The sequence below is a fragment of the Lachnospira sp. CLA-JM-H23 genome (genome assembly GCF_040096425.1).
Taxonomy (GTDB): domain Bacteria; phylum Bacillota; class Clostridia; order Lachnospirales; family Lachnospiraceae; genus Lachnospira; species Lachnospira rogosae.
The window spans coordinates 1-13,290 of sequence record NZ_JBBMET010000012.1 but is presented as its reverse complement, the minus strand read 5'-3'; the positions used below and the strand labels follow the sequence as shown (position 1 = coordinate 13,290).

The window sequence follows — 13,290 nt, the reverse complement described above, 5'->3', positions numbered from 1 at the left end:
AATACTCCTGTCATTTCAAATAATAATTATTATATGTCTGCTATTAGTGATAAAAGCTGACAATCCTCTCTTATTATATACTAAAACAGATTAAAACCATAGGCTAAATTTAAGAAAGAGCCGACTTTTTAACATCTATGTCATAGTTTGTTCATAAACATAGTGTATACTTTATTTATATTGCGTAATAACCGGATAGTCAGAAGAAAAATGTACTTGTGATTTAACATATCAGATGTGTAAGCATCTGTTAATGAATAAGAATGAGGGATAATATGGAACATAAAGATACGGAGCAGAAATACGATTTATATACGGAAAAGATTGTATTAAGTCCTAAGGTTAAATATAAGAATCTTATAAGAACAATTAAGATACTTATATTGATAATAATAGCAGGAGTGGTATATATAGCGGCTGACAAGCTTATTGTGCCGTCAGTAAAGGCGAAGTTTGATAAGAAGAAAGCAGAACAGGACAGGATTGAATTCACAAGAGATGAATATCCGGAGCCTGTTGTTGTTGAGGATGAAGAAGGACAGCCACAGATTAAGAAGGATTATGATACATTAATGCAGTCGTTAAGAACGAAGGTAGATGATGTGCAGAAGTCAGTTGTCATAATTCAGGAAAGCACGGAAGGGCTTAATTATGAGAATTATATTGAGAACAGGGAAAATGTAACATCTACGGCAGGACTTATTGTTGCCTATGTGAATTCAAGATATATTATACTTACATCAAAGAAATATACTGATAATACTGCGGATATAAGTGTTAAGGTTAATGATAATGAATATAAGGCAGTATATGTGTGCTCAGACAGTAATACAGGTATAAGTATAATAAGTGTTGATGCTGAACAGATGAGTGAGGACGACAGGACAAGCATAGAGGTATCAGTTCTTAGCAATTCATATATACTTAACAAGGGTGAGCTTGTAATTGCCGCAGGCAATATATATGGAGCGAATGGGGCAGTAGATTATGGAACTATAACCAATATCAGCTCGTACAGCCTTATAGATAATAATGTAGACATATTTGAAACTAATCTTACAGCCAAAGATGAAGATTACGCATTTTTATTTAATTCGGACGGCAATGTTGTAGGAATATCTGTACACAGTAATAAAGATGTCAAGCTTAAGTTTATGGGAATATCAGATCTTAAAGGTACTATTGAGAATATGATAAACCGTCAGGAGATTATGTATTTTGGTATTAAAGCAGAGAATGTAGATAATGAATTGGCAGATAAATACAGTCTTACAACAGGAATATATATACTTGCAGTTGAGCAGGAGTCGCCGGCATATCAGGCAGGACTTCAGACAGGAGATGTAATTGTAGAGGTAAATGGCGAGGAATGTCTTACTATGCAGAAGCTGAATGAGAAGCTGTACAGATGCCAGTCAGGACAGAGCGTTAATGTCCTTGTAAAAAGGCTTGGTAAATCAGGGTATTTTGAAGTATCTTATGATGTCAATGTGGAATACAGATAAAGCAGCTACTTGACAGTACAGAGTAGAATTAAATAGTTGAGATAAGAATATAATAAGATTAATTGAAATCAGAGAGAAATCTGATTGAATGGAGGAAGAGTATGCGTTATATAGAAACATTTAAAGACGGAGACAGAATTTCAGAGGTATATCTGTGTAAATCCAAGTCATCAGCACTTACTAAGGCTGGAAAAGAATACGAGAATGTTATACTTATAGATAAGACAGGACAGATAGATTCAAAGATATGGGACGTTAATTCAGGTGGAATATGCGATTTTGAAGTTAATGATTATGTATTTGTTAATGGACAGGTTACAAGTTATAATGGTGCATTACAGTTTAAAATAGAAAGAATTCGTGTGGCAGCAGAGGATGAGTACACACCAACAGATTATATTCCATCTTCAAGATATGATATAGAGCAGATGTATGAGGAATTATTAGGATTCGTAAGAAGTGTAGATAATCCATACATAAAGCAGCTTTTGGAAGCATTTTTCGTTGAAGATGAAGCATTTATTAAAAAGTTCAAGAATACGTCAGCAGCCAAGACAGTACATCACGGATTTATGGGTGGACTGCTTGAACACAGCCTAAGTGTTACAAGATTATGTGCAAAGATGAGTGAGAATTACGATTTTCTTAACAGGGATCTGCTTATAAGCTGTGCAATGCTTCACGATGTAGGCAAGGTAAGGGAATTGAGTGAATTTCCAAGAAATGACTACACAGATGAGGGAAATTTTATAGGACATATAGTGATTGGCTACGAAATGGTTATTGAAAAAATCAGACATATACCAGATTTTCCAGAGATATTAGCTAATGAGGTTGGCCATTGTATATTATCACATCACGGTGAGTTAGAATATGGTTCACCTAAGAAGCCGGCAATAGCAGAAGCAATAGCACTTTCTATGGCAGATAATATGGATGCAAAGCTTGAAACTTTAAGGGAATGTCTTGAAGCCAAAGACACTAATGACTGGCTTGGATTTAACAGATGGCTTGAATCCAACATAAGAAGAACAAGTTGTTAATGTGAGGAACAGTTATGGCATATAGTAAGAATGATATTGTACAGGTTACAATAGAGGATATAGGAGTAACAGGAGAAGGAATAGGCAAGATAGACGGCTATACATTATTTGTAAAAGATACAGTCATAGGTGATGTAGTAGAAGTTAAGATTATGAAGGCAAAGAAGAATTACGGATATGCCAGACTTATGAATATCATAACACCGTCAAAGGACAGGGTTACACCGGAATGTAATATAGCAAGGCAGTGTGGCGGCTGTCAGTTACAGGCTATGAGTTACGCTGCACAGCTTAAGTACAAACAGAAGCTTGTCAGTGATAATTTACAGAGAATAGGTGGACTTACAGAAGGCGTAGATTATGAAATGTGTGACATTCTTGGTATGGACACGCCATTCAGATACCGCAACAAAGCACAGTATCCTGTAGGTGAGGATAAAGACGGTAATATTATTATGGGATTTTACGCAGGTCATACACATTCAATAATTCCTTGTGATGACTGCCTTTTAGGTGATGAGGATAACTCTGTAATATTAACAGCCGTCAAGCAGTGGATGAAAGATTACAGGGTAAGAGCCTATAACGAGAATATCCATAAGGGAACTTTAAGACATATACTTATAAGAACAGGATTTCATACTGATGAGATTATGGTCTGTCTTGTTACTAAGAAAATGTTAAGAAAAGAGGCGGCAGATGGACTTGTAAGAGTGATTGAGCGGCTTAATAGTGGCAGTTCAGCAAGTGATAATATTTCATCAGGTAGTGATAATAATACAAGTAATAACAGTGGAAGAAAGTTAAATATAGCTTCGCTGGTTGTCAATATTAATAAAGAGGATACTAATGTAATACTTGGCAGGGAATGTGTAACTCTTTATGGAAGACCTTATATAGAAGATTACATTGGAGATATAAAATTCCAGATATCACCGCTTTCATTCTTTCAGGTTAATCCTAAACAGACAGAAGTGCTTTATAACAAAGCATTGGAATTTGCTAATCTTACAGGCAATGAGGCAGTGTGGGATCTGTATTGTGGAATAGGAACAATCTCGTTATTTTTGGCAAAAAATGCAGGAATGGTATACGGTGTAGAGATAGTTCCACAGGCGATTGAAGATGCGAAGAATAACGCGGGGCTTAACGGAATAGATAATGCAGAGTTCTTTGTAGGAAAGGCAGAAGAAGTAGTCACAGCATTTTATGAAAGCAGGAAAGCAGATGATGGTACTGGTCACAATATGACAAGACCAGATGTTATAGTGGTAGACCCACCAAGAAAAGGCTGTGATGAGAAGCTTCTGGATACTATTGTTACAATGTCACCACAGAGAGTTGTGTATGTAAGCTGCGATTCGGCAACACTTGCAAGGGATTTAAAGGTGTTATCGGAGCGTGGATATAAGATTGTGAAAGTACAGCCGGTTGACCAGTTTGCTAATACGGTCCATGTGGAGACGGTTGTTCTTTTGTTCCAACAAAAACAAAAGCCGGATGATTACATTGATGTCACGATTGAACTTGATGATGTGGATATAACATCTGCAGAGACTAAGGCAACCGCAGTGTCCAGAAGATAAAGAGAGTGCAATTGTGGAGGCATTGAAGCATTTTAAGATGAATAGTTAATAAAGAGAGGTGCATATGCTATGCCAGGTATACTTGTGGTTGAAGATGATGAAAATTTGAATCGTGGAATTACATTCTCACTGAAAAAATCCGGATATGAGGTTTTTTCAGCAGAATCAGTGAAAAAAGCGAAAAGAATTGCAAGTGATAATAATGTGGATGTTACCATTTGTGATGTGAATCTTCCGGATGGGAATGGACTGGAATTTGTAAGGTGGATGAGATGCAATTATAATACATACATTATCTGTCTTACAGCACTAGATCAGGAGATGGATCAGGTCATGGGATATGAAGCAGGGGCAGATGATTATATTACAAAGCCGTTTAGTCTTTCGGTACTTCTTTTGAAAATAGAAGCACATTTCCGCCGCAGACAGGAGAAAACGGAAGCCGGAAAGATGATTTCGGGAGATATCGTATTTATCGCAGGAGAAATGAAAGTCCTGATAAAGAGTCGTGAAATCAGTCTGACAAAAACGGAGTTGAAAATGCTGACTTTTTTTCTTCAGAATCCGAAACAGATTCTTTCAAAAACACAAATATTGGAAAATGTGTTTGATCTTGAAGGGGATTTTGTGGATGAAAATACAATCGCTGTCAATATCAGAAGACTCCGTGAGAAAATCGAAGACAATCCGGCTGCACCGGTCTATATAAAGAATATCAGAGGTCTTGGGTATATATGGAATCAGGAGGTAAGGCAGTGACAAAGAGATATCGCAAGAAGATTACAGTAGTGCTCTCCTTGGTATTACCTGTCATATTATTGTTTGCAATATTAAATTGCTTTACCACATATGTGTTTTATGAAGATTATAAATATAAAATGAATCTTATGACAGAGATTGCTGCAAAGGAAGAATTTTCCGGGCTGGATGCTGTTTCGGAATTGCTTAAGGATAAGGATATTGAAACGAACGAACAGGGAAGGCGATTATTGGAGCAATACGGATACTGGGGGAATAAAGGGAATGCATTTTATTCGCAATTCCGGCATCAGGTTATGGTGACCGGTGCTGTAAGTACTATGATATGCGTGCTTCTTTTGACTTTTTTACTTTATTGGAAGAAAAAAGAAGATGCGTGTCATCAGAAAATTTTAGACCAGTTGGAAGAAATTCTGATCAGATTCCGTGAAAATAAATTTGATGATTTACAGAAAACGGAAGATCATGCAGAACTGGAAAAATTGAATGACCAGCTTGAAGCAATCGGACATCATATTCAGTTGATAAAGGAAGAAGCAAGGGCAGAAAAGGAGAACACGAAAGAAATGGTTTCTGATATTTCTCACCAGTTAAAGACACCGGTTGCAGCTTTGGATACATGTTTTAGTGTGCTGATGCAGAATGACTTAAGTGCCACAGAACAGGAGGAGTTTCGTATTCGTTGTCGGAGTGCTCTGGATGGACTGGAGACATTATTGCAGTCGCTTCTTGAAATATCCAAGATGGAAACTGGACTGATTCAGATTAATAAGAAAAAACTTCCGCTTATGGATACTGTCATATCTGCCGTGAACCGCACTTATCCTAAAGCGGATGAGAAAGAAATTGAATTCGTTTTTGACTATGAAAAAGAGCTGGAAACATGCACGATTATGCAGGATAAAAGGTGGCTTGGTGAAGCTGTGATCAACGTTTTAGATAATGCGGTCAAGTACAGTCCGTGTGGTTCAAAAATATTTATCCGGTTACAAAAAAGAAACGATCTTGTAAGAATGGAAATTGAGGATCAGGGAATCGGTGTTCCGCAGAATGAGTATCACAAAATTTTTCAACGATTTTACAGAGGAAGTTCCAAGGAGGTCATGGAAAAGAGTGGTACAGGAATCGGACTTTTTCTATCGAGAGAAATTATCGAAAAACACGGAGGTACAATCACGGTAACCTCCGGCAAAAAGAAAAAAGGAAGCACGTTTGTGATTCAATTACCATATGTTGGTTAAATTTTAAGTGAGCAGAAATCTTACAATTTTGTAAGATTTCTGCTCGTTTTTTGAAAGTGAAATGAAAGATTGCCCTGATACAATTTGGATGTAGGATGAAAAATGACCAAATATATAAACAACCAAAGAAAGCGTGCTGAAAAGGTACGCTTTACAGAATGAAAAAGGAGGCAACACATGAGTGTGATATTAGAAACCAAGCAGCTTTGTAAGTTTTATGGCGCAGGTGAGAATCAGGTCAAAGCGGTCAATCAGGTGGACATTCAGATTGAGCAGGGAGAATTTGTCGCAATTGTTGGAAAGTCAGGTTCCGGTAAAAGTACATTACTTCATATGCTTGGAGGGCTAGACACCCCGACAAAAGGCAGTGTTACTTTAGCAGGGAAAGATTTATACAGGATGAAGGAAGATGCCCTTGCTGTTTTCCGCAGAAGAAAAATCGGATTTGTTTTTCAGGCATTTAATCTGGTTTCATCTGTTAATGTCTGGGAAAATATTGTACTGCCACTGGGGCTGGATGGAAGAAAAGTGGATGAAGCGTATGTAAATGATATTATTGCAACTCTGGGGATTGAAAACCGGATTTACAATCTGCCAAATCAGTTATCAGGAGGACAGCAGCAGAGAGTAGCAATTGCAAGAGCACTGGTGAATCGTCCGGAAATTATATTTGCAGATGAGCCGACAGGAAATCTTGATTCCAAGACCAGTGATGAGGTGATCGCCCTGCTTAAGATGACAGCAAAAAAATATGGACAGACAATTGTAATGATTACTCATGATGACGAAATTGCACAGGTCGCTGACCGTATTCTGGTGATTGAGGACGGACAGGTGGTGGATTTCAGATGAAGACAATAAGCAGGATTGCATATAGCAATGACAAAAAGAACAGGACAAGAAGTATACTGATTATGATGTCCATATGTCTGACCACGATGCTGCTTGTGATTATCAGTACTGTGGGAAATGGAATGATACGTTTGCAGAAAAGTCAGGCGGCAGGCTCATATGGAAGCAATTATGGTCTGTTTGTCGCAGCAGATGCCTCGCAGTTAAAGGAAGTAAGCCGTCGTGCAGAAATAGATGCAATAGGAATTATGTGTACAGAAGGCATCATAAAAGGCAATGAAAACGGCGGGTTTGTCTGCATGGATGAGACTGCAAGAAAAATGCTTCCTTATAATAAAGAATATGAGTTGAAGGAAGGAAAGTATCCGGAAAAAATGCAGGAAATTGCCGCAGGAAGAGCATTTTTTCGTGCAATGGGATATGATGATGTAAAGGTCGGAGATACGGTTACACTGGATTACCGCGCAGGGATGCAGTCAGAATATAAGCCGGAAGAATTTGTTGTCAGCGGAATCTTATATGATCGTGATGAGTATACCATCGAGGCATCTTATGTTGCTTTCGGGTCACAGGAGTTTTATGATGAGCACGTCGCAGAGAATGACAGACAGTATAATATCTATTTTACGTTAAACGATTCTGCAAATGTATCTATGAATAATATTGATTCGGTTATAAAGCAGATTGCAGCAGCTTGTGGGATCGAAGAAAAAAACGTTATAGTCAATGATCTCTATTTGCAATGGGTCTTGCAGCCGAGTTATGAAATGATTGCGGTATGTGGAATTCTGATTCTTGCAATTGTACTTTTCTCTGTTGTGGTCATTTATAATATTTTTCAGGTCGGTATTGCCAACAAGATACAGGAGTATGGAAAAATCAAGGCTCTGGGAGCGACAAAAAAGCAGATGAAACAACTGATCTTCAGAGAGGGCATTTTTTTGACAATTTTTTCAATACCAGTTGGATTGCTTTTTGGCTTTCTGATTGCAAAATGCGGTTTTAACTGGCTGGTAGAACAGGGGAACTTTGTATCAACTGGAACTGGCTCTATGGGAGTCCAAAATCAGCAGGTGCCATTGTTTTCCCTGCCTGTTATGCTTCTATGTATTTTCGTATCATTTCTTACCGTTGCTTTGGCACTGCGTAAACCAATGAAAATTGTTTCACGGATTTCACCTATCGAAGCAACACGGTATTTAGAAAATGCAGAAACACAAAAAAAGGGAAAGCGAATTGGCAGAAAAAATGTCACTGTGTTTTCTATGGCAATGGCAAATGTGATGGGTAATCCAAAAAGAACCATTGGTACCATCCTCACAATGGGGCTTTCTTGCACATTGTTTGTGATTATCTCTAATTATGTAGGAAATATTGACACGGAGCATGAAGCACGTCTTTCCGTTAATCATGGACAATTCGAACTGCAGCTTGACTATTCTGCTGAGTATGATGAAAGATATCCGGAGAATAATCTGGATACGATTCTGACGGACAATCCATTGAATGATTCAATGATTGAAGAAATCAAAAGCATTCCGGGAGTGACAGATGTCATGACGAGAGAGATTGTCTCTGTAAATCTGAACGGAACGAGATTTCCGGGTGCTGTTGTGAGTAAAAAGGATTTTGATTTTATGCGCCAGGACGGGGATATTGGCTCTATGGACTATGAACAGGCGGTAAAGAATGGTGATATTTTCTTTGGTTGGTCGACGTGGATGGAACAAGATGGATATGCTCCGGGAGAATCTATTGCATTTGACTTTGAGAATGGAAGTGGAACCTATACCTATCAGGGAAAGATTGCAGGATCCTTTGTAAGTGCGGACACTTATCTTGTCATTCCGGAAGGTGTATACCGTTCCATGAATCTGAGAGGAACAGCCTATGGCTATCTGTGGGTTGACTGTGATAAAAAAGATGTGGCCTCTGTGGAACAGAGTCTGAATACTTTGATTTCTAATGCTTCGCATATAAAAATGGATACCTATCATGCACAGTTACAATCTGCAGAATTAGCAGCTCGCATGATGAAGCTTGGCTGTTATCTGTTTATGGCGGTTGTAGGACTCATCGGTTTTATGAATATGGCAAACACCATGATCATGAATATTACGACAAAAAAGCAGGAATATGGTGTATTACAGGCTGTGGGTATGACAAATAAACAATTAAATTTATGCCTGCAGTTACAGGGAATGATTTTTACGGTTGGCACCATATGCGTAGCTTTGATCATTGGTCTGCCGCTCGGCTATGCACTTTTTTCTTATGCAAAACATAATGGAATATTTGGAATGAATATCTATCATGTTCCAAATGTACCAATTTTTATTATGATTTTTTTGGTCGGTCTGTTGCAGATTGTACTTTCCTGCGTTTTAAGCAGTAATCTGAAAAAGGAAACGCTGGTAGAAAGAATAAGGTATCAGGGATAGCAAGTAATATGTAATGAACTAGGTCTTAACGAAGAGGAGAAATAGATAACTTCCATTTTGTATGTATGATAAATCTAAACTGTATTTTAGCAATTATTTTAAGGAGGCTTGGCGATGAACAAGGATTTTGAACGCTGCTGCAGCTTTCTTGCAGACATGATTATTAAATACGCACCGGAGATAAAAGAAGAAGTAGAGATGTGCATGATGATCAAGGATTCAATTGATGACGAGAAAGAAAGCAGGCAGAAACAATTTGACAGATTCTGTTATTACTTAGGTGGAGTAAAACAGCTTCTGGACAAAAAGGCTGCGTAGGCAGCCGGCATCCTGCAGATAATATGCTGCAGGATGTATACATATATCAGGAGGCTTCATTCATGGCGAGTGGAGTCTCTTTTATTTTGCACTGTATGATGGGAAAAGTTTTGGTTGAACAGAGGTTGGAATGATGATAAGATTTAGTTGGGACAATAGTGAACGAATGCGTTCACATTTCATAACTAAGAAGTAATGGATTGGGGAGGTGCTTATGGCAGATAAAATTGGAACTGATGAATATGGGGAAATACTTATATATCAGACTGATGATGGGCAGACAAATATAGAAGTTAAAATAGAAGATGATACAGTGTGGCTGACACAACAGCAGATGTCAGAGTTATTCCAAACTTCTCGAACAAATGTAGTAGAACATATTAAGCATATTTATGAGGAGGGTGAATTGGACGAAATTTCAACCTGTCGGAATTTCCGACAGGTTCGAAAAGAAGGAAATCGTGAGGTGACAAGGCAGATTCCTCATTATAATCTTGATATGATTATCTCTCTTGGATACCGTATTAAATCAGTGATTGCAACAAGATTCAGGCAGTGGGCAACAAAGCGGTTAAAAGAATATATGATTAAGGGATTTACGATAGATGACGAGCGTTTGAAGGGAAATGGTGGAGGAAATTACTGGAAAGAGTTACTGGATAGAATCAGGGATATCAGATCTTCAGAAAAGGTCTTGTATCGTCAGGTTCTTGATTTGTATGCTACGAGTGTAGATTACAATCCTCATAGCGAAGAGTCTGTTAGATTCTTTAAAATTGTTCAGAATAAACTTCACTATGCAGCACATGGTCATACTGCGGCAGAGGTTATATATCAGCGGGCAGATGCAGAAAAGCCATTTATGGGACTTACTTCATTTTCAGGTGAATTACCAGCATTAAAGGATATAGGAATTGCAAAGAATTATCTTGAAGAAAATGAACTTAAAGTATTAAACAATCTTGTATCTGGTTATTTTGATTTGGCAGAAATTAATGCAATTGAACATAAACCTATGTATATGGATGATTATGTAAAGCAGCTGGATAGTGTGTTGTCATCAGGAAACAGAAAGCTTTTAACTGGTTCCGGTTCTGTAAGTCATAAACAGGCATTGGAGAAAGCAAAGTCAGAATACAGAAAATATCAGGAGATTACTTTAACACCAGTCGAAAAAGCATATCTTGAAAGCATTAAAGAGGTTTCCAAGGAAGTAAAAAGGAGATAACATCTGATGAAAAAACAGCAGAAATGTTACATATATACAAGAGTTTCCACTTCCATGCAGGTAGATGGTTACAGTCTTGATGCACAAAAGGACAAGCTTAAGAAATATGCAGATTATCAGGAAATGTCTATCGTCGGGGAATATTCGGATGAGGGTAAATCGGGTAAGAGTGTGGAAAGCAGACCACAGTTTAAACAGATGTTATCGGATATAGAAAACGGCAAAGACAATGTTGATTATGTGCTGGTATTTAAGCTGTCACGATTTGGAAGAAATGCCGCAGATGTTTTATCATCATTGCAGAAAATGCAGGATTATGGGGTTAATCTTATCTGTGTAGAGGATGGAATTGACAGCTCCAAGGATGCCGGGAAACTGATGATATCTGTGTTATCTGCGGTAGCAGAGATAGAGCGTGAGAATATCCTTGTCCAGACAATGGAAGGCCGCAGACAGAAAGCGAGAGAAGGCAGATGGAACGGCGGATTTGCACCATATGGCTATCAGCTGGTAAATGGTGAGCTTATCATTGCAGAGGATGAAGCAGAGATTATCCGTATTATATATGATAAATTCGTCAATACAACGATGGGAATGGCTTCGATATCTGCATTTTTAAATAACAGTGGTTATAAGAAAAAGCTTCGCCAGAATAACACAATCGAAGGTTTCTCTACATCATTCGTCAAAGGTGTACTGGACAATCCGATATATTGTGGCAAACTTGCATTTGGCAGAAGAAAAAATGAGAAGATTCCGGGAACAAGGAATGAATATCATATCGTAAAACAAAAGGAATACATGTTAAATGATGGAATCCATGAGGCAATCATATCAGAAGAAATGTGGAATCAGGCACACAGAAAGCGTCAGGAGACAGGTGTTTTACAGGTAAAAACGCACAGCCTTGAACATGAGCATATTTTATCCGGAATTATAAAATGCCCTGTCTGCGGAAGCGGTATGTATGGCAATGTAAACCGCAAGAAGCATCCGGATGGAGGTTATTATAAGGATTATTTTTATTATGCCTGCAAACACAGGAAGCTTGTGGACGGACACCGCTGTACTTACAAAAGACAGTGGAATGAGGATAGGATTAATGCGGCAGTTGAGGAAATTATACGCAAATTTGTAAAGAACCCAAAGTTTGAGAAGGAAATCTGTAAGCAGATAGGAAGCAGCATTGATACTTCGGAGCTTGATCGGGAATATGATGGATTAAAAGATAGACTGAGCCAGACAACCGGGGCAAAAAACAGGCTTGCTGACCAGATGGATCATTTATCTGTATCCGATAAGAATTATGACAAAAAATATAATGACATGCAGGAACGTCTGGACAAGCTATATGATGAAATCACTGATATTGAGAATGCCATGGAAGAAGTCGAAACAAGACTATATAATATCAGGCAGGACAAAATCTCAGAAGATAATGTTTACCAGTTCCTTTTATTCTTTGATAAGCTGTATGATAAATTTACAGATCTGGAAAAGAAGACATTTTTTAAGAGCTTCCTGTCTGATGTATTTATCTATGAGGAAGAGCAAAAGGACGGCAGAATATTAAAAGGTCTCCGGTTTAAATTTCCGATATATATGAATGGCAGAAATGTATTGGGGGTGGAATGGGACAACGAAAGTACAGATGAGACGGTTGTTCTTTTGTCCCAACTAAAACAAAAGCCGGATGATTACATTAATTTGCGCGTTGCAACGAGGAGAATGGACTGTTTGCAGGGCAATTCGACGACTGCCGCGACAGACTTGGAACTTGTTCTAAGTCCTAATTTACCTAAAAATGAAGACAGCAGGCAACCATAGTGTCCATAAGATAAAGAGAGCACAATTGTGGAGGCATTGAAGCATTTTAACATGATTCAGCAGAAATAAAAGGAGTTTGATAAATCGGAGTTTGGAGGTACACGATGATAATAAAAATTGTTACACTTTCACTGGTGGCAGTGTTTTACATCTGCTATTTTGCAAAGCTGATTAGTCAGAAAAAGCAAGGCATAAAGACAGACCAATTAGGAAAAGGAAAAGAGGGATTTGTCAAATTTATAGAAGTAGCTCTTAAATTAATCACATATTTGCTTCCTGTAATACAGATTATCAGTATTGTGTTTTGTTCGGGAACAGCACATATTGTGTTGCAATTTACAGGAATTGTAATAACAATGTTCGGTGTACTTGCTTTTATTGTTTCTGTTACACAGATGAAGGAGAATTGGAGGGCAGGTGTGCAAAAAGAAGAAAAGACCAATTTGGTAACAACGGGCATCTATTCTATTAGCAGAAATCCTGCATTTTT

Annotated in this window: 11 protein-coding genes; all 11 read left to right on the top strand. The window is 38.0% G+C overall.

Translation table 11 applies throughout. From position 1 onward, the window contains the following. The first annotated feature begins 275 nt into the window (after nucleotides 1–275). On the top strand, nucleotides 276–1,505 hold the full coding sequence (locus WMO42_RS13280) for a S1C family serine protease (protein WP_349192521.1): 1,230 nt from the start codon (nucleotides 276–278) through the stop codon (nucleotides 1,503–1,505). Between the two features lie 101 nt (nucleotides 1,506–1,606). Further along, nucleotides 1,607–2,548, top strand: coding sequence for an HD domain-containing protein (locus WMO42_RS13275; protein WP_022501635.1), 942 nt, complete (start codon nucleotides 1,607–1,609; stop codon nucleotides 2,546–2,548). 14 nt (nucleotides 2,549–2,562) lie between these two features. Next, nucleotides 2,563–4,134 (top strand): 23S rRNA (uracil(1939)-C(5))-methyltransferase RlmD, encoded by a 1,572-nt coding sequence (rlmD, locus tag WMO42_RS13270; RefSeq protein WP_349192519.1) that lies wholly within the window; start codon nucleotides 2,563–2,565, stop codon nucleotides 4,132–4,134. A 69-nt stretch (nucleotides 4,135–4,203) separates the two neighbouring features. Then, nucleotides 4,204–4,893, top strand: coding sequence for a response regulator transcription factor (locus WMO42_RS13265; RefSeq protein ID WP_008120506.1), 690 nt, complete (start codon nucleotides 4,204–4,206; stop codon nucleotides 4,891–4,893). After that, nucleotides 4,869–6,134: a HAMP domain-containing sensor histidine kinase gene (locus WMO42_RS13260; RefSeq protein WP_349192518.1), complete on the top strand. Its 1,266-nt coding sequence runs from the start codon at nucleotides 4,869–4,871 to the stop codon at nucleotides 6,132–6,134. The genes WMO42_RS13265 and WMO42_RS13260 overlap by 25 nt, the downstream gene beginning before the upstream one ends. Before the next feature lie 177 nt (nucleotides 6,135–6,311). Then, nucleotides 6,312–6,986: an ABC transporter ATP-binding protein gene (locus WMO42_RS13255; RefSeq protein ID WP_006426335.1), complete on the top strand. Its 675-nt coding sequence runs from the start codon at nucleotides 6,312–6,314 to the stop codon at nucleotides 6,984–6,986. Further along, entirely contained in the window at nucleotides 6,983–9,427 is a 2,445-nt protein-coding gene (locus tag WMO42_RS13250) for an FtsX-like permease family protein (protein WP_349192517.1), read from the top strand. The genes WMO42_RS13255 and WMO42_RS13250 overlap by 4 nt, the downstream gene beginning before the upstream one ends. A gap of 114 nt (nucleotides 9,428–9,541) precedes the next feature. Then, the gene (locus WMO42_RS13245) at nucleotides 9,542–9,745 is read left to right on the top strand and encodes a hypothetical protein (protein ID WP_349192515.1); all 204 of its coding nucleotides are present in this window, start codon (nucleotides 9,542–9,544) and stop codon (nucleotides 9,743–9,745) included. Nucleotides 9,746–9,959: 214 nt separating this feature from the next. Then, complete coding sequence (locus tag WMO42_RS13240; protein ID WP_216574707.1) at nucleotides 9,960–10,973, top strand: virulence RhuM family protein; 1,014 nt, start codon at nucleotides 9,960–9,962, stop codon at nucleotides 10,971–10,973. A 3-nt stretch (nucleotides 10,974–10,976) separates the two neighbouring features. Continuing rightward, the gene (locus WMO42_RS13235; RefSeq protein WP_349192548.1) at nucleotides 10,977–12,800 is read left to right on the top strand and encodes a recombinase family protein; all 1,824 of its coding nucleotides are present in this window, start codon (nucleotides 10,977–10,979) and stop codon (nucleotides 12,798–12,800) included. Between the two features lie 104 nt (nucleotides 12,801–12,904). Further along, nucleotides 12,905–13,290: isoprenylcysteine carboxyl methyltransferase (locus WMO42_RS13230; protein WP_349192514.1), on the top strand; the 386-nt coding region annotated here is incomplete at its 3' end.